At 39.0% G+C, this 21,886-nt stretch carries 17 protein-coding genes; 9 read left to right on the plus strand and 8 right to left on the minus strand.

Features of this window, described 5'->3' with window-relative positions:
* The first annotated feature begins 4 nt into the window (after window positions 1-4).
* Window positions 5-1,018, plus strand: coding sequence for a porphobilinogen synthase (gene hemB / locus RI845_RS17670; protein ID WP_348387490.1), 1,014 nt, complete (start codon window positions 5-7; stop codon window positions 1,016-1,018).
* Complete coding sequence (locus RI845_RS17675) at window positions 1,000-1,890, plus strand: DMT family transporter (RefSeq protein ID WP_348387491.1); 891 nt, start codon at window positions 1,000-1,002, stop codon at window positions 1,888-1,890. Before hemB ends, RI845_RS17675 begins: the two co-directional genes overlap by 19 nt.
* Here RI845_RS17675 and RI845_RS17680 read toward each other — a convergent pair.
* On the minus strand, window positions 1,883-3,388 hold the full coding sequence (locus tag RI845_RS17680) for a Ppx/GppA phosphatase family protein (protein ID WP_348387492.1): 1,506 nt from the start codon (window positions 3,386-3,388) through the stop codon (window positions 1,883-1,885). The genes RI845_RS17675 and RI845_RS17680 overlap by 8 nt on opposite strands.
* 7 nt (window positions 3,389-3,395) lie before the next feature.
* The gene (rhlB, locus tag RI845_RS17685; RefSeq protein WP_348387493.1) at window positions 3,396-4,679 is read right to left on the minus strand and encodes an ATP-dependent RNA helicase RhlB; all 1,284 of its coding nucleotides are present in this window, start codon (window positions 4,677-4,679) and stop codon (window positions 3,396-3,398) included.
* Window positions 4,680-4,890: 211 nt separating this feature from the next.
* Here rhlB and trxA point away from each other — a divergent pair, with 211 nt between their 5' ends.
* The 4 genes from trxA (at window position 4,891) to rluF (ending at window position 8,190) form a co-directional block, all read left to right on the plus strand.
* Window positions 4,891-5,217, plus strand: a complete 327-nt coding sequence (gene trxA / locus RI845_RS17690; RefSeq protein WP_348387494.1) for a thioredoxin TrxA — start codon at window positions 4,891-4,893, stop codon at window positions 5,215-5,217.
* A gap of 252 nt (window positions 5,218-5,469) precedes the next feature.
* On the plus strand, window positions 5,470-6,729 hold the full coding sequence (rho, locus tag RI845_RS17695) for a transcription termination factor Rho (RefSeq protein ID WP_348387495.1): 1,260 nt from the start codon (window positions 5,470-5,472) through the stop codon (window positions 6,727-6,729).
* A 194-nt stretch (window positions 6,730-6,923) separates the two neighbouring features.
* Entirely contained in the window at window positions 6,924-7,160 is a 237-nt protein-coding gene (locus tag RI845_RS17700) for a hypothetical protein (protein WP_348387496.1), read from the plus strand.
* A gap of 199 nt (window positions 7,161-7,359) precedes the next feature.
* Window positions 7,360-8,190 carry a 23S rRNA pseudouridine(2604) synthase RluF gene (gene rluF, locus RI845_RS17705; RefSeq protein ID WP_348387497.1) on the plus strand — a complete coding sequence of 277 codons (831 nt, stop codon included), beginning with the start codon at window positions 7,360-7,362 and terminating at the stop codon, window positions 8,188-8,190.
* Window positions 8,191-8,358: 168 nt separating this feature from the next.
* Here the strand turns inward: rluF and RI845_RS17710 are convergent, their stop codons facing one another.
* The 3 genes from RI845_RS17710 to RI845_RS17720 form a co-directional block, all read right to left on the minus strand.
* Window positions 8,359-9,639 (minus strand): amidohydrolase family protein, encoded by a 1,281-nt coding sequence (locus RI845_RS17710; RefSeq protein WP_348387498.1) that lies wholly within the window; start codon window positions 9,637-9,639, stop codon window positions 8,359-8,361.
* Window positions 9,636-11,051, minus strand: coding sequence for an amidohydrolase (locus tag RI845_RS17715; protein ID WP_348387499.1), 1,416 nt, complete (start codon window positions 11,049-11,051; stop codon window positions 9,636-9,638). The genes RI845_RS17710 and RI845_RS17715 overlap by 4 nt, the downstream gene beginning before the upstream one ends.
* Window positions 11,052-11,196: 145 nt before the next feature.
* On the minus strand, window positions 11,197-11,691 hold the full coding sequence (locus tag RI845_RS17720; RefSeq protein WP_348387500.1) for a hypothetical protein: 495 nt from the start codon (window positions 11,689-11,691) through the stop codon (window positions 11,197-11,199).
* 109 nt (window positions 11,692-11,800) lie between these two features.
* Between RI845_RS17720 and ubiD the strand changes: the two genes are divergently transcribed.
* Both ubiD and fre read left to right on the plus strand, forming a co-directional pair.
* Entirely contained in the window at window positions 11,801-13,300 is a 1,500-nt protein-coding gene (gene ubiD / locus RI845_RS17725; RefSeq protein WP_348387501.1) for a 4-hydroxy-3-polyprenylbenzoate decarboxylase, read from the plus strand.
* A gap of 23 nt (window positions 13,301-13,323) precedes the next feature.
* A complete protein-coding gene (fre, locus tag RI845_RS17730) occupies window positions 13,324-14,019 on the plus strand; it encodes an NAD(P)H-flavin reductase (RefSeq protein WP_348387502.1) in 696 nt (231 codons plus the stop codon).
* Between the two features lie 19 nt (window positions 14,020-14,038).
* Here fre and RI845_RS17735 read toward each other — a convergent pair whose 3' ends face one another.
* Entirely contained in the window at window positions 14,039-16,567 is a 2,529-nt protein-coding gene (locus tag RI845_RS17735; protein ID WP_348387503.1) for a bifunctional diguanylate cyclase/phosphodiesterase, read from the minus strand.
* A gap of 375 nt (window positions 16,568-16,942) precedes the next feature.
* Window positions 16,943-17,707: a hypothetical protein gene (locus RI845_RS17740; RefSeq protein WP_348387504.1), complete on the minus strand. Its 765-nt coding sequence runs from the start codon at window positions 17,705-17,707 to the stop codon at window positions 16,943-16,945.
* A gap of 273 nt (window positions 17,708-17,980) precedes the next feature.
* Here RI845_RS17740 and RI845_RS17745 point away from each other — a divergent pair, with 273 nt between their 5' ends.
* Window positions 17,981-20,854: a M14 family metallopeptidase gene (locus RI845_RS17745; protein ID WP_348387505.1), complete on the plus strand. Its 2,874-nt coding sequence runs from the start codon at window positions 17,981-17,983 to the stop codon at window positions 20,852-20,854.
* Window positions 20,855-20,922: 68 nt separating this feature from the next.
* Here RI845_RS17745 and RI845_RS17750 read toward each other — a convergent pair whose 3' ends face one another.
* Window positions 20,923-21,873, minus strand: coding sequence for an NAD(P)-dependent oxidoreductase (locus RI845_RS17750; RefSeq protein ID WP_348387506.1), 951 nt, complete (start codon window positions 21,871-21,873; stop codon window positions 20,923-20,925).
* Between the last annotated feature and the right edge of the window lie 13 nt (window positions 21,874-21,886).

Below are 21,886 nucleotides of genomic sequence, written 5' to 3' on the forward strand. Positions count from 1 at the left end.
AATCATGAATAACAATAATCAATTTGGCCAATACCCAGCTCGACGTTTACGCCGCATGCGTAAAGATGATTTTTCGCGCCGTCTGATGGCAGAAAATCAATTAACCGTTAATGATTTGATTTATCCGGTATTTGTTTTAGAGGGTGAGAATCAAGTCGAAAAAATTGCTTCAATGCCTGGTGTTGAGCGAAAGAGTATCGACCTTTTACTCGAAGAAGCAGCTGAATTGGTTGAATTAGGTATTCCGGCAATTGCCCTATTTCCGGTTACCCCTATGGATAAAAAATCATTATTAGCTGAAGAAGCATTTAATGATGATGGCTTAGCTCAACGAGCAGTCAGAGCGTTAAAAGAAAACTTTCCTGATCTCGGCGTCATCACCGATGTTGCACTAGACCCATTTACCACCCATGGTCAAGATGGAATTATTGATGATGAAGGCTATGTATTAAACGAAGTCACCAAAGAAATTCTAGTTAAACAGGCGCTATCTCATGCAAAGGCTGGTGCTGATATCGTCGCGCCTTCAGACATGATGGATGGTAGAGTTGGAGCTATCCGCGAAGAGCTGGAAAATCAGGGTTATGTGAATACCAAAATACTTGCTTACTCAGCAAAGTATGCATCAAATTATTACGGTCCATTTAGGGATGCCGTAGGCTCTGCCAGTAACATCAAAGGTGGTAATAAGCATTCTTATCAAATGGATCCAGCTAATTCAGATGAAGCCTTACATGAAATTGCCCAAGACATTTATGAAGGGGCCGATATGGTGATGGTAAAACCTGGGATGCCATATTTAGATATTGTGCGTCGGGTAAAAGACAACTTTCAAGTACCGACTTACGCGTATCAAGTAAGTGGCGAATATGCCATGCATATGGCTGCAATACAAAATGGCTGGCTTGCTGAGAAACCATGCGTTATGGAAGGTTTATTAGCCTTTAAACGTGCCGGTGCAGATGGCATTTTAACCTACTTTGCTAAACAGGTAGCTCGTTGGTTAAAAGAGAGCTAAACAGTACTCACACGTCATTTTTATCTCTGCACGGGGCAGTAATATTACTTGCCCTGTGCGCATTATTTGCAAAATGGCTAACCTTGCCAGCGATTTATATTGTTGTTGGTAGAAGTTTATTTGCAGCCCTTGCCTTATTCATTTTTTGCAGCTTCACAGCTAAACGTCTCAATATATCAAAACAATTATTATTAAAGCTTGCGGTCAGTGGATTGTTACTTGCCATACATTGGTGGAGCTTTTTTCATACGATACAAATTAGTAGTGTAACGCTGGGCTTATTAACCTTTGCCTGTTTTCCATTATTCGTCGGGGCAATCTCTGTCATATTAAAGTGGCAAGAATTTAAAATAACGACGTTTTTGCAAGCCCTACTGTGTATCATCGGAATTTACTTAGTGGTATCTACCCGACCAATAGACACTATTAACTTATCTGCATTGGGTTATGGTTTATTTTCGGCGCTCAGCTTTGCGGTACTAACATTGTTTAATAAAATTGTTGTTAAAAAGAATACCGCGATCACGGTTGCCTTTTGGCAAAATTTATTTGCCGGTATATGGCTTTGTCCGGCCTTTTTCATCTATCAAATGTTACCGTCTAATGATGAGCTAATGTTAATCGCTTTACTTGGAATTGTGTTCACCGCGTTCGCCCACAGTTTGTTACTGCATTCACTGCAGTTGTTCAGCGCGTTTACCGTCAGTCTAACGCTAACATTAGAGCCCTTATATGGTATTGCCGCTGCCTGGTTTTTTCTTGATGAGAGATTAACGATGGTAATGCTGATTGGTGCTACTTTAATAGTTGTTGTTAATTACTGGGCAGGAAAAGAGCAAGTTAAAACACTGACAAATAAAGAACCTACTTAGAATTTATTACCAGCGTCACACCCAAGGTTGATAGATCGATACACTCTTGTTTTAAATCTGCAGAAATTAATGGATGATTACGAACAAAAACTTCCGGTAGGTGTAAGCTAACATTCATCTGATCAGCCGTTAGACTGAAGCTTGGCATCACATCATCTGTTCTGCGCTTAGATAAAATCACCGCAATACGTAATATCACAATAAGAAATATTGCTTGTTGCTTACTGGTAAGGTATTGATTTTCAATCGCGGTTTCATCAATATCTGTTTTGTGGTTTGTCACCAGCGCAATTAATAATTTCCGCTCAGAGTTAGAAAAACCTGCTAAGTCAGTATTTTCCAAAATATATTTGGCATGTTTTTTATTACCTTTGTACTCAAGTAATAATCCGATTTCATGTAGAACACACGCTGATTGTAAAATAGTCCCAAGCTCATTGGTTAATTGCCACTGTGTTTGCAATTGTTCAAAGGCGTTATTGGCAATATCAGCGACACGATAAGCATGGCGCTCATCGATACTAAAACGCTGAATTAAACCTAATAGAGTACGCTGTCTGATATTTACATTGCGCATGTTTGGCAATAATTCGTACAACACACCTTCCCTAATTGCGCCGCCGGCAAGATATACCTCAGCGATGTTAAATTCAGCAAAGATAGCAGTTAATATTGCTAATCCAGGTGCGAATACAGGTTTTCGTTCTGCTTCTAAACCTAGAATATTAAGCTTGTCGATAGTCTGAAAACTAACAACTTGTTGTTGAATATCTTGCAAATTTGCTAGGGTGATTTTTTGCACTTTACCTTGCGCGGTTAACACCTCTGCAACGGCTTGTAACGTACCTGAGATCCCTAAAGCAGTATCCCAGCCAATACCTTTATATTGTGCAGATACGTCGGACAAAATAATTCGGGCTTTATTAATTGCTTGCTCAAAGGCGTTTTCGCTAAATGTTCCATCAGCAAAAAACTCACCATTAAATGTAACGCAGCCCATATTTAAAGAGCAGGCTTGTTTAACATCAAAACCACTACCAACAATAAGCTCAGTACTTGCACCACCAATATCAATCACTAAACGCTTATCGGCACTACTTGTGGTATGCGCAACGCCTAAATAGATATTATGAGCTTCTTCAATGCCGGAAATTAAGTTAATTTTATGGCCAAGAATTGTTTCAGCTTTAGTAATGAAGGTATTTGAATTAGTCGCTAAACGAAGGGTAGCTGTGGCAACTATTTTAATATTTTGATCGGGAATATCTTGTAAACGTTCGGCAAAAAGGCTTAAACACTCCCAGCCACGCGCCATGGCTTCATCACTGAGAGCATTGTCAACATCCAAGCCTGAAGCCAAACGTACTTTACGTTTTACTTTATCAACTACCTGGACGCTGTCTGCGACCAGGCGAGTGATTAACATATGAAATGAGTTGGAGCCCAAATCAATAACCGCATAAAGCGGCTGTGAGCAAGAAGGTACGCTTGCAGACACCGTTTAACTATCTCGGATTATGAGGGCGACGATGGCCACGGTTATTAGAACTACCTTGTCGACCACCTTTGCCACGGTTGGCATTTGGTTGATGACGACGAGGCCTGTGTGCAGGCTTAGGTAAGTCTGTTAATAGCGCTTCAGAATCATATTTACTTACTGGCAAACTATGCCCGATATAATCTTCAATCGCAGGCAAGTTAAACACTGAGTCTTCACAAGCAAAACTAATTGCATGACCTGTTGCACCAGCTCGACCAGTACGGCCAATACGATGTACATAATCTTCAAAGTCGTCAGGCAAGTCATAGTTAAATACATGGGTAACACTTGGAATGTGTAAGCCACGTGCTGCCACATCTGTTGCCACTAAAATATCTAATTGACCTTTAGTAAACTGCTCAAGAATTTTAATACGCTTGTTTTGTGCCACATCACCGGTTAATAAACCAACACGATGTTTGTCTGCTTGCAAATGCGCCCAAACTCTTTCACAAATATGCTTGGTATTAGCAAAGATAATAGCTTTATCAGGCCATTCTTCTTCAATTATGGTTTGTAGCAGTGCCATTTTTTCGTCATTTGACGGATAAAATAGCTCTTCTGAAATTCGTAAATTAGTTTTTTGCTCAGGCGCTACCTCAACACTTTCAGGATCGTTCATGTGTTCGAAGGCTAATTCTTTAACTCTGAACGAAAGCGTTGCTGAAAACAGCATATTTAAACGTTCTTTAGCACCCGGCATGCGATTAAACATAAAGCGGATATCTTTGATAAAGCCAAGATCGAACATTCGGTCAGCTTCATCAAGTACAACAGCTTCGATATTATTAAGCTGGTATACACCCTGCTTTAAATAGTCAATCAAGCGTCCACAAGTACCGATAACAATATCGACTCCTTGCTCTAATTCTAGACGTTGGCTTTCATAGCCTTCTCCGCCATAAACTACGCCAAGACGTAAGCCTGAACTTTTTGCCATCTCTTTGGCATCATTATGTATTTGAATCGCCAACTCACGAGTAGGCGCCATAATAATAGCTCGAGGCTGGTTGTGTGCTGGTTTGTCATTTTTAAGTAAATGATGAAAAACCGCAGCAAGAAAGGCGATTGTTTTGCCTTCACCAGTTTGTGCCTGACCAGCAATATCTTTACCAGATAATAAAATCGGTAATGATTTTTCCTGAATTTCAGTACAATAGTGAAAGCCCATGGTTTCTAATCCGGTCACTACTTGTGGAGCAAGACCAAGACTTGAAAACTTTGTTTCAGTTAAGTGTGTTTTTTTCATAGGCGATAGAATAACACAATTAGTTTATCTATTAACTAATATCTCATTGATATTGGGTTAAATTTAAATACTTATTAGCTATTACAATTAGGAATATAAAAAATAGACTTGTATTTCTTGCAAATAATCCCAATATCGATAAACATAGCCCAACATAGTACAGGGCAAAAATACATTATTATGGCGATTTGCCAATTTAACGGAGAGAAAAATGAGCGATAAAATTGTTCAGCTAACAGATGACAGCTTTGATGCTGATGTAATTAATGCTTCGGCCCCAGTTTTAGTAGACTTTTGGGCTGAGTGGTGTGGTCCATGTAAAATGATCGCTCCGATCCTTTCAGAAATCGCTGAAGAATATGATGGCAAAGTAACCGTTGCTAAATTAAATATCGATCAAAACTCTGGCACTCCACCAAAGTACGGTATCCGCGGCATTCCAACATTATTATTGTTTAAAGATGGTGCTGTTGCCGATACTAAAGTTGGTGCGCTTTCTAAAAACCAATTAAAAGAATTTTTAGACGCAAACGTATAATTGCGACTTAAATGTTAAAAAGGTCAACAAAAGTTGGCCTTTTTTCGTTTTTATAAACAAAAGTTGCCTCATTATTAAGCAGTTACTTTACCTATTCTAGATTTAGTGCTAATTTATACAAACTGGTATTAATCATACCGATCCAAATTCTTAACTCTCTCACTTTGGCAAGTTCTTTAGCCTGTTTTAAACGAGAGCAATGCAAAATAAACTTAAGCAAAAACTTAATAACATCACAAAGACCCATCAAATATGAATCTAATCGAACTCAAAGATAAATCCATTGGCGAATTAATCAAACTCGCTGAATCGATGAAACTGGAACATTTAGCCCGTACCCGCAAACAAGACGTCATTTTCGCAATATTAAAATCCCACGCAAAAAGCGGCGAAGACATTTTTGGCGGTGGTGTTTTAGAAATTTTACAAGATGGCTTTGGTTTCTTACGATCGGCAGATTCTTCTTTCTTAGCAGGCCCAGATGATATCTACGTTTCACCAAGCCAAATCAGACGATTCAGCTTACGTACCGGTGATTCTGTATTCGGTAAAATTAGACCTCCGAAAGATGGCGAACGTTATTTTGCTTTACTAAAAGTCAACGAAGTTAACTTTGACCGACCTGAAAATTCTCGCAATAAAATTCTTTTTGAAAACCTTACTCCTATCCACCCAAATGAACGCTTAACCATGGAACGTGGTAATGGCAGTACTGAAGATATTACTGCCCGTGTATTAGATTTGGCATCTCCTATAGGTAAAGGACAACGTGGGCTAATTGTTGCCCCACCAAAAGCGGGTAAAACATTATTACTACAAAACATCGCTCAAAGTATCGCCCATAATCACCCTGAATGTGAATTAATGGTATTACTTATCGATGAGCGTCCAGAAGAAGTTACTGAGATGCAACGCCTAGTTAAAGGCGAAGTTATTGCTTCAACATTTGATGAACCAGCTAGCCGCCATGTACAAGTAGCTGAAATGGTTATTGAAAAAGCAAAACGTTTAACAGAACATAAAAAAGACGTGGTTATCTTACTTGATTCAATTACACGTTTAGCTCGTGCTTATAACACAGTAATTCCATCATCAGGTAAAATCTTAACTGGTGGTGTTGATGCAAATGCTTTACACCGTCCTAAGCGTTTCTTTGGTGCTGCACGTAATATTGAAGAAGGTGGTAGTTTAACAATTATTGCTACAGCACTAGTCGATACCGGTTCTAAAATGGATGAAGTTATCTACGAAGAGTTTAAAGGTACAGGTAATATGGAATTACACCTTTCTCGCAAAATTGCTGAAAAACGTGTATTCCCTGCTATTCACTTTAACCGCTCTGGTACTCGTCGTGAAGAGTTGCTTACCAAGCAAGATGAGCTACAAAAAATGTGGATATTACGTAAGATAGTTCACGAAATGGGTGAAATTGACGCAATGGAATTCATGATCGATAAGTTAGCAATGACGAAAACGAACAAAGAGTTTTTCAGTTCAATGATGCGAAAATAATTCCAAACAATTAGGAATTATCCCAAACTTATTTTGGGATCCATTAAGTAAATTTTTAATAACCCGGCAATTGCCGGGTTTTTTATTTTTAAAGCTATACTAACGTTTGAAATGTAGTCTGAATCAGCTATTTCAAAATTTGACCATGAGAAAAGGTTCGACAATTTAACCATTTGACAAAGTAGAGGGTACATATGAGCTTTTTTGACATGCTGCGTGAGCGCGATGAACTTGCCGAACAAGTTGAAACGAAAGCAACCATAATTACTATTATGGCAGAGCGATTTGAACCAAAAGAAGATATATCCCCTTATGAAATTGCGTTAATACTAAAAGCGTTTGCAATAGCTTCTGTAAACGGTCTATCTGAAGAAACCAAACAAATGATGCTTGATAATAAGTTAGACCGCCATTTTGCACCGCTTAAATAGCATATTGGCTGATTAATAATTCTGAACTGACGGCTACGTGTCGTTGGCTTTCATAGTCCGATATATTATTTGTTTAAACGTTAAGAGCAGATAAACAGTGTTCACCTCAGTAAATAAATAATGTGATTTTTGCAGATTATCTATTCATTTTAAGCGATAATTACCTCTGACCTATGTAATTGAACCAATGGTATCGATCTTGAATACAGAAAGCGGAAAACGCCTAAATAAATATATTAGTGAATCAGGGTATTGTTCACGCCGCGGCGCTGATAAATTGATAGAACAAAATTTAGTGACCATAAATGGCAAGCAACCAGAGCTCGGCACTAAAGTAATGCCTGGCGATGTGGTAAAAGTTGAAGGCAAGTTAATTTCAGCGGCACCAGAAAATAAATCTGATCGTATTTATATCGCTTATAACAAACCAATTGGTATTATCTGTACCACTGAGCTTGATGTACGAGGCAATATTATTGATGCAATTGGTCATAAAGAGCGCATTTTTCCTATTGGTCGATTAGATAAACCATCGGAAGGTTTAATATTTTTAACCAGCGATGGCGATATTGTTAATAAAATCCTACGTGCTGAAAATGCCCACGATAAAGAATATGTGGTAACCGTTGATCAACCGATAAGTGAACGTTTCCTTGAGCGTATGGCCAGAGGCGTACCAATTTTAGGAACGATTACCAAACCATGTAAAGTAAGCATGGTTGGTAAATTCGTATTCAAAATTGTATTAACACAAGGCTTAAACCGACAAATTCGTCGAATGTGTGAATACCTAGGTTATGAAGTTACAAAATTATCCCGCACACGCATTATGTCAATTTCGCTTGGTAATTTAAAACCGGGACAATGGCGTAATTTAAACGCGCAAGAAATGAAAGATATTAATGATGCTGTTGCTGGTTCAACCAAGACAGCACCAGAAAACCATCGCAAAGTTAATCCTAATGAAAAAGTAAACCCTTGGGCGCAAGTAGAAGCCGAGTTAAATGCTAAAGGGCCGAGTAAAGAGTAGATTTTTAATTTCTATAAGCCCACTCTAAAGGCTGTCCATGCCTGTCGTGGATAAGTATTTCCATATACAAGCCCACTCTAAAGGCTGTCCGTGCCTGCCGTGGATAAGTATTTCCATATACAAAAAAGCCAGCTTTCGCTGGCTTTTTATTTTAAGTACTTAAAATAATTAAGGACGTGTATATTGCTGTGGTTTCTCGTTATCAATTTTTAAATATCGATCACGAAGCTTAGTTTGACGTGACTCTAATGGTACTTCTTCGCCATTAATAATAACGTTCGTTGGTGCCTGCATAACTTCTAAAGGGTCACCAGACCAAATGACAACGTCTGCTTGCATACCTGCTTTAATGCTACCAACTCGGTTATCAATACCATAAATTTTGGCTGGTGCCGTTGTTAAAGAAGCAAGACCTGCCTGCCAAGGTAAACCATTGGCTACCGCATTACCTGCATGTTGAGGGGCAAGGCGAATGTTATGCGTGCTCATGCCAATAGCAACGTTAACACCAGCATCATTTAAACGGGCAGCGTTCGCTAACGTCGCGCCATTTTGCTCGAACGTATAAGGCAAGTTTGATTCTGGGTTTAGTATCACTGACATGCCTGCAGCAGCAACTTCATCGGCAACTCGCCAAGCTTCACTCGCACCAACTAGGGTAACGTTTAAGCGTTTGAAGTTCTTAGTAAGTTTAATTACACGGCGAATATCACTTGCACGATGCACTTTAACTAATAAAGGCATTTCCCCTTTAATTACCGGGATCAACGCTTGTACATTGGCTTTACTTAACGTGCCATGCCATTCAGTTTGCGGAGTAAACGTAATGCTTTGTGCATAAATAGCTTCATTTAACGCATTACGAATGTCTAGCCAAAGAGCTGCACGACTACCACCACTAACATCAGCACCGCTATTTGATAAATCTATCGACATAAAGGCACGCTTTTTCATTACAGGGTCAACATCATCACCTAAAGTAATGATAGCACCACGACCTTTATAGATTGTATCGCTGTAACCTATTGATGTTGCTGCGCTGGTAATACCTTCGATGCGAGAAATATTTCTTAGTGTTGTATCCGGGTTTACTGCAGCAGTTGCATCTAAAGCGGCGTGCAAATCTGACTTTCCAACACTGGAGTCATTTGTACCCGCCCAAGATGGTACTTCAACTAAACCAAGCGACGTATACGCACCAATAAAACCTGGTGTTATCACTTTACCTTTCGCATCAATAACGCGATAGCTGGCATCAGTAGATACTTCTTGCGCGATCACTTTACTGATTTTGCCGTCTTCAATTAATACTGTTGCATCTTCAATTGTCCCTTGTGCTGTCATGGTATGCACGGTGCCACCGATAATGGCAATTTTTTCAGCGTGTGCGCCAGCACTGAAAGCAAGGGCTGTTATTGTTGCGATTGCGCTTAAAGTTAATTTGCTCATTTGTGATCTCCTTCTGCAACTTGTCCTAACTCATAATCACTTACTGCCCACGTCTCTGGTTTGTTGCGATCAAACGCTACTCCACCGTCAATAAAGACCATTTCAGCTTGTGAATAAGTTGAGAAAGGCTCGCTGCTCCACATAACAACATCCGCATTTTTACCTACTTCAATCGAACCAGTCTGTTCAAAAATACCCAATGACTTAGCAGGGTTTGCTGTTAACCAAGTCCAAGCATCCGCTTTGCTGAAATCGATGCCAGCACGCTGACCATCAGATAACGCTTTTGCAGCTTCTTGATTTAAACGTTGAATACCTTGGTCACTGTCAGAATGTACTATTGCACAGGCTTTTGCATTAGCAACCATTGGAATGTTTTCACGAATACCGTCATAGGCTTCCATTTTAAAGCCCCACCAATCGGCCCACATAGCAGAACAAATATTATTTTCGGCTAATTTATCTGCAATTTTGTACGATTCAACGGCGTGTTGGAAAGAGGCAATTTGGTAATTAAACTCTTTCATTACATCTATCATGGTGCCCATATCATCGGCACGATAACAATGCATATGAACTAAAATATCACCGCGTAATACACCGGCTAAAGTATCTAGATTCAAATCACGTTTTGGCGCTTTAGCATCTTTACCTGCTTCATAATCTGCTTTGTATTTGTCCCATGAACGCTGATAATTTTCAGCATCAGCCCATGCTTGACGATAACCAGCAACATTACCCATACGAGTCATTGGCCCACCTTTTTTGCCATACACGCGTTTTGGATTCTCACCACAAGCCATTTTCAAGCCATAAGGCGCATCTGGAAATTTCATGTCTTGGATAACACGATTAGGTAAATTTTTAACGGTAACCCCACGACCACCAATTAAGTTACCTGAGCCAGGTAAAATTTGCATCGACGTAACACCACCAGCTAAAGCGCGACGGAAACCTGGATCTTGCACTAAAATTGAATGTTCAGCCCAAACAGCAGCAGTTACCGGCTTAACCATTTCGTTACCATCAGAATGAGAACCTGTATCTGGCGTAGCATATACACCTAGATGACTGTGTACATCAATAATACCGGGAGTAATCCACTTACCCTTTCCATCTACAACTTTTACATCATCAGCAGCTTTTATAGAGTTGCCAATCGCTTTAATTTTACCATCGGCAAGCAATACCGAAGTATTTTCAAAAAAACCACCAATACCATCATATACATTGGCATTAGTAATTAAAGTAGCAACGCTTGGTAAAGCTTTATAAGTACTCGGGTAAGGGTCTTTGTTGATCTCTACAAATGGTGCTTGCGCTTTTTTAGCTTCAGAACCGCCACAACCAACTAAGGTAGCAGCAGCGACTAAGCTAAGGCCCGTAAACAGGGCTTTATTTAGTGTTTTCATAGTTTCACTTTTTTATTTCTTCTAAAGTTGCATTTACTCTAGCAGTGGATCCAATTAATGTCATGGTAACTTATCGTAAATATTCGGTTAACTAACTTAACCATATTGATAAAAATCGTTATTTTTTAAGGATATATACCAAAATCTAGATACGGGTATATGTTCCGTCAAATAGAGTCACCCATGAACTCCCGGCATCAACACTTTGCTGCCAATGTTGTCTAACGTTATTATTTTCCAATAAACTCCAAGTTATCTTTTGCAATAGCTTTTTACCCTTGTCGTCAGTAATAGCCCCCTCTAATATCATAGCGCCATTAACTAACCCACCATTAAGCTGTAATAACAAACCACTATTATCGGTCCAGGACTGGTGCCAAGTTTTCTGTTGTTTATTATAAATATTTAAGCTTGTCCCTTGAAAACCTGAAGGGGTTTTATATTCTTCAAGCAGTACACAACCGCCTAAAATCTTAGAAATTTTACTCTCGCTTACCTGATCATTTTCTGGATTAGTGACTTGCCATTCACCTAACCAAAAATCAAATTGCTTATATTCCGCCTCTGTACAACTCTCCTTAGCGTATGCACTACAGGCGATAAAGAGCAGGGTAAATAGAGTAATAATTGTTGTTTTCATATTGTTTCCTCTCAGTTTAATACTATTGAGACTAAGCTTGATTGTTAAATAATTCAAATTGCTATTACTTACAGGTATAATGCCGACAAACAAATACTTGTATAAGATTATGAAATATAAGGATCTACGCGATTTTATTGCTCAATTAGAAAAAATTGGCCAGTTAAAACGTATAACACAACCTATCTCGACAGACTTAGCAATGACTGAAATTAGCGATCGCACATTGCGCGCAGAAGGTCCGGCTTTGCTATTTGAAAACCCTATAGGATACGACATGCCTGTGCTTACCAATTTATTTGGTACGCCTGAACGTGTTGCATTAGCAATGGGACAAAAAGATGTAACCGCACTTCGTGACGTTGGCAAACTTTTGGCCATGCTGAAAGAGCCAGAGCCGCCAAGAGGCTTTAAAGATGCCTTTGATAAGTTGCCGGTGTTTAAGCAAGTATTGAATATGCCAACTAAACGCTTGAAAAAAGCGGATTGTCAGGAAGTGATCATTTCTGGTGACGATGTTGATTTAACTAAATTACCCATTCAAACTTGTTGGCCTGGTGATGTTGCTCCACTAATTACCTGGGGTTTAACGGTTACACGAGGGCCTGAAAAAGAACGACAAAACTTAGGTATTTATCGCCAACAATTACTTGGGCCAAATAAAATTATCATGCGTTGGTTGTCTCACCGAGGCGGAGCGCTCGACTTTCAAGACTTTAAAAAGAAATTTCCAGGTGAGAAATATCCGGTTTCTGTTGCTTTAGGTGCCGATCCAGCAACAACGCTTGGCGCGGTAACTCCAGTACCAGATACATTATCAGAGTATGCCTTTGCCGGCCTACTTCGTGGTAGCAAAACCGAAGTCGTTAAAAGTATCAGTAATGATCTGGAAGTACCGGCTACCGCTGAAATTATACTCGAAGGCTACTTAGATCCAGATGAAGTGGCGCCAGAAGGCCCTTATGGTGATCATACAGGTTATTACAATGAAGTAGATAACTTCCCGGTAATGACCGTAACCCATATTACCCATCGTAAAGACCCTATATATCACAGCACGTATACTGGCCGTCCACCTGATGAGCCCGCTATATTAGGTGTTGCCTTAAATGAAGTGTTTGTGCCTATTATACAAAAACAGTTTCCTGAGATAGTCGACTTTTATTTACCGCCTGAAGGTTGTTCATATCGAATGGCAGTAGTCACCATGAAAAAGCAATATCCCGGCCATGCAAAACGCGTGATGATGGGGGTGTGGTCATTTTTACGCCAGTTCATGTATACCAAATTCGTCATTGTATGTGATGACGATGTAAATGCCCGAGATTGGAAGGATGTTATTTGGGCAATGACAACGCGAATGGATCCAGCTCGAGATACTGTTTTAGTAGAAAACACTCCTATTGATTACCTTGACTTTGCTTCTCCAGTATCAGGTTTGGGATCAAAGATGGGGATGGACGCCACTAACAAATGGCCTGGTGAAACTGACCGGGAATGGGGTGAGCCAATTACCATGACCGACGAAATTAAACAGCATGTGGATGATATTTGGGACGAATTAAATATTTTCGACCTAAACTTAGATACTAACGAACCACAAGATTAATAGACAAATTTAAGAAACAAATAATGAATACCATAAATTGCCAAGTGCAATCATTAACACCGTTAACTGATAATGTTTTTCAAGTATTATTAAAACCAGATCAAAGCGTTAGCTTTTCTGCAGGGCAATACCTAAATTTTGTTATGAGTGAAGACGATAAGCGTCCTTTCTCCATTGCTTCAAGCCCTGGTTCTGAGCTAATTGAATTACAAATAGGTGCTTTTGCTGCCGACGGCTGGGCAATGCAAGTTATTGAACATATACAAAACAATAACAACGTAACGGTTGAAATGCCCGGCGGGCAAGCACAATTACGAACAGATAGTCTGCGCCCTATCATTCTTTTAGCTGGAGGCACGGGATTTTCATACATAAAATCTATCCTTGGCGATTTGGTAAGCCGCAAAGCTCAACAACCAGTGCTTGTGTACTGGGGATTAAGAGATACCAGCGCATGTTATCAATTAGATGAAACACAAGCCTTGGTGGATCAGCTAAGCCATGGTCAATTTATGCCGGTTGTGGAAACACCTGATGAAAATTGGCAAGGCAGAGTCGGTAAAGTACATGAACCTTTATTGCATGATGTAATTAGCTTAGAGCCATACGACATTTACATGGCTGGCCGTTTTGATATGGTAGGTTTTTTAAGAAGTGAATTTATAGAGCATGGCGGCATTAAAGAGCACATGTATGCCGATGCCTTTGCGTTTATTTAACGTAGTTTAGTAAAGGCTTTTAAATATGAGATTGAATAACCTGTTCAATCTCAGTTTGAGCTAAAGGTTTTGAATAATAAAAACCCTGCCCCGATTGACACCCCATCTCAGTTAACACCCTAACTTCACTTTCATGCTCTATTCCCTCAGCAACAACTGACATTCCTAAATGCTCTGCCATATCAATGATAGTTTTAATCATCACTGCTTGTTTTTTATCTTCGCGCATATTATTTATAAACGACCGATCAATTTTTAAGGTATCAAAGGGAAATTTATACAAATAACTTAATGAAGAGTAACCGGTACCAAAATCATCAAGTAATAATTTAACCCCTAATTCCTTTAGTTTAGTCATGTTTTCATTAACCAAATCGCCATTTTCAAGCAATGCTCTTTCGGTTAACTCTAAGCGCAATGAATTTTTCGGAATTTGATACTTCGAGATAATCCTACTTATGTGGAGAGTTAGATCACTATTGATAAAGTGGCCGCTAAATAAGTTACAGGTAATAAACAGCTTGTCATTTTTAAACTTTTTTTGCCAAAGCCTAAGGATTTTAGCGGATTGTTCTATGATTTCTAAATCAATATTGTGAATTAAACCTGTTTCTTCTGCTTTAGCTATAAATTCGTTGGGGTATGTTAACCCTCGTTCACTTGATTGCCAGCGTGCCAAGGCTTCAAAGCCAACTATTTTATTTTCGTTCAAGTTATAAATGGGTTGAAAATAAGGAATAAATTCCTGATTTTTAATCGCGGTTTTAATGTCTAATTCTAACTTTATCGAGGCTAAAAGTTCATGGTGCATATTACTATTAAATAATTCATAGCGACCTTTACCAAACTCTTTTGCCTTATACATTGCGGTATCGGCATCCCGCAACATATCTTCTGCGTTGCTATAGTGTTGGTTACTAGCAACAATACCAATACTTGCACCAATATTAATCATACTTTCGTTGATATATATATGCTGTGACAGAGTTTCTATAATTTCATCCGAGACTCTAATACCAACATTTATGCTTGGAATTTCATCTAATAATACAACGAACTCATCACCACCTAAACGCGCTAAAATATCATTATTGCGGATCAGTTTTTTTATCTTATTGGCTACATTTTTTAGTAACTTATCACCAGCGTGATGCCCTAAAGAATCATTTACCGTTTTAAAGCGATCAAGATCTATGAATAATAAAGCAAAGTTATAATTTTTATTCTCATTAACATTAGCAATTTTATGCTCAAGAATTTTATTAAAATAAGAACGATTGGGTAATTCAGTTAAGCTGTCATGGTTTGCAGAATACTTTAATTGTTGTTCAGCAAGTTGCCGCTGGGTAATTTCTTCAACAAGCTCTTCGGTTCGCTGCTTCACTTTAATCTCTAGTTCATCTCGAGATTGTTGCTGTAATATTGCCAATTCCCGTTGAAATAACGCAATTGAGACATGTTGAGAAACAAAATTCAAAAAATCGGCATCTTTATCACTGTAACTGAATGCCTTTGAATAGCTTTGCACAACCATAGCGCCAATGATTTCACCATGTTTATATAACGGTACTCCAAGCCAAGAGTGAGCTTCACCTGACTTGATATCAACAACTTTGGTACGAATTAACTCCCTAATGTGTTGCTTTGATAATAACTGTGGTTGACCACTATTAATTAAATAATCCGTCAACCCTTGGCCAAATTTTCTTGGGCTAAACAGACTTTCATGATCATTGATTGCTGAGTCTGCAAAATAGGCAAAACGTAAGGTCTCTCTCTTCTCACATACCCTGGCTATATAAAAATTATCTGCGAATAAATATTTTCCAATTACAGTATGAACTTCTTTATAAAAGGTTTCTAAATCTAAATTTGCCTGACTTAAATCCGATATTTCATACAGTGATTGTTTAGCGGCTTCTATCTTTTCTATTTCGCCAATTTTCTCTTCCAGTTCTCGAGTTCGAATATTTACGTCATACTGTAATTGTTCTTTATATTCAAATCGTGAAAGTGCAGAAATTATATGCTGGCCAGTAATAGACATTATCTCTTTATCAATGGCTTTATATCTCACATCGTTATTATAACTTTGTATAACCATCAACCCGACAATATTATTATTTTTAATTAACGGTACCCCTAGCCAGTCAACCGCCATATTGCCTCTTTCTTTAATAATACCTTTGGCTAACAGGCGCTCAAACTTTTTGGCTTGCATTAACAGTGGTCGGCCTCTAGTTAGAACCAGTCTAGATAAAGAATCTGATAGGTAACTTTGCGGCATTTGATAGTTTGTTAGGGTATCTTTTTCATCAACATGATAACTAAAATCTAACGTTTGAGTTTTGTCGTTGGTAAATGCAATAAAAAAGTTTCGAGCATCGATGAAAGTATTCACTATTTGGTGAACTTGTTGATAAAATTGTTCGATACTGCCACTGGTAAAAGTTGACTCGGATAATTCATAAAGAGCATCTTGTAAAACTTTTAAGTCATAATGCTCTTTTTTTAAAGCATCTAATTGATGTTGTAGTTTAGTTGTCATGATGAATCTAAAATTATCCGTAGCATTTTATGTTTATTTCAACCGATCACTTCGTTAATCAGAAGAAATTCTAACCGGCTGTTAACTTTTATCACAAAGGGTTAATACACACTATAATTTAACCTTGAAAGTTACAAATCAGTAACAACGAATCGATATATATTATATACAAAGCTGAAACCTTCCATGGCGGTTTGCATTCCTTCATCCCTGAATTTACAAACCTAAAACCCTCCATGGTGGTTTGCATTCCTTCATCCCTGAAGTAAAACATAAAGTACGCCATCCATGGCATTTCTGCATATAGCTCTTCCTTGAGCAAAAAAAAGGAGCAAATTTGCTCCTTTGGTTTAACTAAACTCTAGGGGAAAACAATTATGTTTCTTGTTTGATTGTCCACAAGTAGTCTTCATGTGAGCCACAAATACTACTGAATTCTTCACCAATTTGTTTGTCACCTTCCACAAACAATTTATTAAGTATAGCAGCCCGTGCTTTTAATAAATCATCATAGTTTTCAGCACTCATTGTGGCTAATTTTCTGTATTTACCCCCAACAACATGAGCAAGCCACCCCCAAGACGTTAGCTGTCCTTTGCCGACAAATTCGTTATATACCGGCGCAAAGACTTTTTTTACAATTTCATCGGCTCTCTCTTCTGTCGTAAAGTCACATTCCATATAAACTGACATGCTTGCTTTACCTCTAGGAGAGTTATCACTGGCAGGTCTAGAGCCAGCAACAAATTGCCAAATATAGTCAACATGACTAGTGCAACCGGTCATAAGAGCATCAGGGCCTTTGCCTAAGGCTTTATCTAACTTTTCACCCATCTTTTTCTGAGCACTAAGTAATCCACTTACACTTGGTGCAGCATGATAGAGAATGCGTCGCCATTCGCCGCCAGTTTGATGTGCTAGCCAGCCCCAACCGGATATTGTGCCATCTTTTACTGCAGCATCATAAATTGGAGCATAACTGTTCTCCACTAGTTCATCAGCCGCAGCCTCTTTATCAGGTGCACACATAAAATATGTTGCATAACTGTACATTTCTGGTTCTTTCGGCTCGGCAGATAGTGCCGCAAACGGTAGTAATAATGAGACAGCAAAACTCATAAGAATCTTAAAACGTTTCATATTATTATCTCCTCATCCCATAATGGGAAAATACCCATCTAACAAAGGCTTTTGTACATAGGTAATAGATTCAGCTAAAGCATAGTGCATAGGTGTTATCTTTTTAGGTTAAATAAATATAAAAAACTATGTTTTTATATTGTATGGAGATATGCGCAAGATCTAAGTGATTAAAAACATTGCCTTTATAACCAAGCATTTATACCGAACCTCGCTTTTTAACGCGATTTAGGTATATAGTAAACTAGGTTAAAAAAACAATAAGAGGGATCTATGATATCCATTAAACAGCTAACATCTTGGCTATTACTGGCCAGTGCAAGCTTTACCGCAACAAGCACCGAAGTAATGAAGCCTACCCCTTTAGCACAGGCAGAGTATCCAAACATATTAACGGGCACTTACAACAGTGCAATAACGTCCCCTGAAAAATTTTTAGGGTTTGAAGTTGGTCAAAAAACCGCAACGCCAGAGCAAATTAATACCTTGGTAAATATTTGGGCTAAAGAAAGTGAACGCGCCAGTATTATTGAATATGCAAGAACCTATGAAGGTCGTCCGCTGCATTACTTAATTATTTCCAGTAAAGAGCATGTTGCCAATATTGATACCATTAAAAGCAACATAGACAAACTCAGCACACCTGATGACTTGTCCAACAAACAAGTAAAAGCCTTAATAAAAGAGACTCCGGCTACAGCATGGATGGCGTACTCTATTCATGGAAATGAATCTTCTGGCGCTGACTCTTCTTTGGCGCTTATTTATCATTTAATCGCCAGTGAAGATGAGAACGTTAACGCTCTTTTAAATAATGTTGTAGTGCTAGTCGATCCAATGATGAACCCAGATGGAAGAGCTAGATTTACCAAACAATTGCAACAAAATCGCAGCGCTAGCGCAAATTTTGATACCCAATCGCTATTACACTCTGGTGTTTGGCCATTTGGTCGAACCAACCATTATCACTTTGATTTGAACCGTGATTTTTATTATGCGGTGAACCCAGAATCGCGCGGTCGTATTAAAGCTATCAACCAATGGTATCCATTGCTGATGATTGATGGGCATGAAATGGGCGCTTTGGATACGTTCTTGTTTGGCCCACCGCGTGAGCCTATTAATGAACATATTGCTCCAAGTATTAATCAATGGAGTAAAGTATTTGCCAGTGAACAAGCCGCTGCTTTTGACAAGAAGTCTTGGCCTTATTATACCGGCGAATGGTTTGAAAATTTATATCCGGGATATTCAAATTATTCAGAATATAAAGGCTCTATTCATATTTTGTATGAACAAGCGCGTACAGCTGAAGACGGTGTAAGGCTTGAAAATGGTCAAATACGCAGTTATAAAAAATCGGTTCATCACCAATTTTATAGTTCGATGACAAACTTAACTACATTAAGCAATCATCGCGAAAAAATCTTTACCGACTTTGTTAAAAACAGAAAAAACCATGTGGCTAAATCAAGTATTTATGCAAATAAAAGCTTTGTTGTTTTACCAACAAAAAATCAGTCTCGACTCAATAAATTTCTAGATCTTATGGATTTGCAGGGTATCGAATACTACACCAACAAGACTGAACTAAAGGTACGTAATGCGACAAACCAACTTGGTCAAAAGTTAAATTCTACTACCATACCTGCTGCCTCAATCATTATCCCTAATCGTCAATATGATGCACCTTTAATTGCAGCAATTCTAGAATTTGATGCAAAAATTAAAGAGCAGGTCATATTAGAAGAGAGACAGAAAACCCTGCGTGACGGTAGCTCGGTAATGTATGATGCTACTGCTTGGAACTTAACGATGCTATACGGTTTAGATGCACTAGAAGTTGACCAACACCTGCAAAGTGGTTTATCTAAATTGGCACGCGAAGAGACCTCATCTACTATCGCTTTAGAAAATACTATCGCTTATATTGTTGATGGCGCTAATGATGCTTCTGTTGGTTACGCTGCGCGTTTATTAGAACAAGGTGTACAAGTAAGGGCATTAGACCGTAAAGGCTTATTTAACGAGGTGGAATTCAGTCGCGGTTCTATTGTTGTGACTGTGCATGATAATAAAAATTCAACGCAGCTATTAAGCATAATTGAAACTACGGCTAAAGATACTGGCGTACAAGTACGGGCAATTAGCCAGGGCTTGGGCGAAGAAGACTTACCAGATATTGGCGGCGAACATTTTAAATTATTAAAACGTCCGCAAATCGCTATGCTTACCCAAACGGGCATTAGTCCTTATGATTATGGCCATATTTGGCACATGTTAGATACAGAATTAGGCGTACGTCATTCTCATTTGAGCCAAGAATTGTTTAACTCTATGGATTTACGCTCTTATAACGTATTAATAATACCAGGTCGTTGGTATGGAGAGCTTAGTGCAGGCAATGTAAGTGCTATTGATACTTGGGTTAAAGCCGGTGGCACACTTATCGTAACTGGTAATTCAACAGTTCAACTGGCTAAAACTAAAGATTTTACCAGCACCACATTGTTAGCTGATTCATTCGAAAATATGCAAGATTATAATATTGCGCTTTATAAAGAGTGGCTTGCAAAACAAACCAGTGTATCTAATCAGGACGTTCTGGCGAATCACGTTGTGGCTGATTCCATCTGGTATCCATGGCAAAATCTTGACGAATTAAAGCCGATGAATAAAGAGCAATTAACCCGATGGGATGCGTGGACGTCACAATTCATGCCTTCAGGAGCACTTGTCGGTACTCGCACAGATCAAAAGAGCTGGCTTACGTATGGCGTAAACGAGATATTACCGGTATTAATCGATAACTCACCGCAATTAATGAGTAAGCGACCTGCCAGCGCCATTGTTCGCTACGGGGTATTGATCGATAACCCGAAAGCCAAAGAACGCTTAATCGGTTGGTCAACTATCCCTGAGGGCAAAGATTTATACCTACGCATGAGTGGGTTAGTTTGGCCAGAAGCGGCTCAGCGTATTAGTAATTCAGCGTACTTGACCCGCGATAGAAAAGGCAATGGCCAAGTGATAATGTTTGCTAATTCGCCGAACTTTAGAGGGGCAACCAAAGGTACAGCAAGGTTGCTACTAAACGCGATAGTTTACGGTCCAGGGCTTGGCAGTAATCAAGCGATAAACTTGTAAACCGATTTCAGCAATTAGGATAAATTACCAAGTAGGCGAAATAACCTACTTGGTATTAGTTCTTTTACTTATATCGCTGCCGCCGATGAAAAGTTGAACACTTGGCAATTCATCTGCTTGGCCTCATTGACAAGTGTTTGGCTTAGCATTGAATTAACATTGTTAAGATAACAGACTCGCTTGCCTTGCTTTAATAGCGTCAGAGCTTTATTCATATTTTCTTCATTTAACACTGTTTTTGGCGCATCTCGTCGGCATAAATCTATTATTACGCTACCAACATCCAAATCATGCACAATATTATCTGCTTTTTGCATATTTCTTACTGCACCTAAGGTTAACAAGTCGGGGTGCAGTGGCGTATCAACAATCAATAGTTCAGCCTGGCTCATAGCAACATCCTCGCTATCGGCCAGTTGTGTATTAAACGTGTGCTCGAGATTTTCCCCCTGCTCGATACCTGTGCCACTGAAAAATGTTTCCCAAAATAACCGGCGGTTGGCAAAATTAGTAAAGTGATCTTTGACCGATTGACGCTTTTCTCCGGCAAAAGATGCCAGTTTACCAAGTGATTGTGGAATGATGGTTTCTAGTTTTTCTCGCCAATAACGCAATAATACCGGCGACTGACCAGAGCTGGTCATGGCAAAAACCATAGGAGTACGATCGATAATTGCCGGTGTAATAAAGTGACACAAGTCAGCATTGTCGACCACATTGGCCAACACACCATTATCCAATGCATCTTTACTTATTTGTTCATTTAAGACGCGGTTTTCCGTTGCCACAAATACCAGTTGTTTATTGGCTAATTGTGACTTTTCATAATAACCATCGATGTAATTAATTTTATCTGCATCAATCAGTGCTTGTACGTTTGCTGACACTTTGGGTGACACCACCGTTACGCTTGTCGGACTTTTTATCAGTAACTCAATTTTAGCACTGGCAATATCACCGCCGCCCACAACTAACACATTCGTCTTTTTCGCATCCAGGAAAATAGGAAAGTAATTCATTATTTTTATAGCT

Origin of the sequence: Thalassotalea nanhaiensis, assembly GCF_031583575.1 — a bacterium.
GTDB classification, from domain to species: Bacteria; Pseudomonadota; Gammaproteobacteria; order Enterobacterales; family Alteromonadaceae; genus Thalassotalea_A; species Thalassotalea_A nanhaiensis.

Coding starts and splice junctions, on each gene's coding strand:
- hemB (WP_348387490.1), top strand. CDS start 5: ATGAATAACAATAATCAATTTGGCCAATACCCAGCTCGACGTTTACGC.
- rhlB (WP_348387493.1), bottom strand. CDS start 4,679: ATGAAAAAAACACACTTAACTGAAACAAAGTTTTCAAGTCTTGGTCTT.
- trxA (WP_348387494.1), top strand. CDS start 4,891: ATGAGCGATAAAATTGTTCAGCTAACAGATGACAGCTTTGATGCTGAT.
- rho (WP_348387495.1), top strand. CDS start 5,470: ATGAATCTAATCGAACTCAAAGATAAATCCATTGGCGAATTAATCAAA.
- RI845_RS17700 (WP_348387496.1), top strand. CDS start 6,924: ATGAGCTTTTTTGACATGCTGCGTGAGCGCGATGAACTTGCCGAACAA.
- RI845_RS17710 (WP_348387498.1), bottom strand. CDS start 9,639: ATGAGCAAATTAACTTTAAGCGCAATCGCAACAATAACAGCCCTTGCT.
- RI845_RS17715 (WP_348387499.1), bottom strand. CDS start 11,051: ATGAAAACACTAAATAAAGCCCTGTTTACGGGCCTTAGCTTAGTCGCT.
- RI845_RS17720 (WP_348387500.1), bottom strand. CDS start 11,691: ATGAAAACAACAATTATTACTCTATTTACCCTGCTCTTTATCGCCTGT.
- ubiD (WP_348387501.1), top strand. CDS start 11,801: ATGAAATATAAGGATCTACGCGATTTTATTGCTCAATTAGAAAAAATT.
- fre (WP_348387502.1), top strand. CDS start 13,324: ATGAATACCATAAATTGCCAAGTGCAATCATTAACACCGTTAACTGAT.
- RI845_RS17735 (WP_348387503.1), bottom strand. CDS start 16,567: ATGACAACTAAACTACAACATCAATTAGATGCTTTAAAAAAAGAGCAT.
- RI845_RS17740 (WP_348387504.1), bottom strand. CDS start 17,707: ATGAAACGTTTTAAGATTCTTATGAGTTTTGCTGTCTCATTATTACTA.
- RI845_RS17745 (WP_348387505.1), top strand. CDS start 17,981: ATGATATCCATTAAACAGCTAACATCTTGGCTATTACTGGCCAGTGCA.
- RI845_RS17750 (WP_348387506.1), bottom strand. CDS start 21,873: ATGAATTACTTTCCTATTTTCCTGGATGCGAAAAAGACGAATGTGTTA.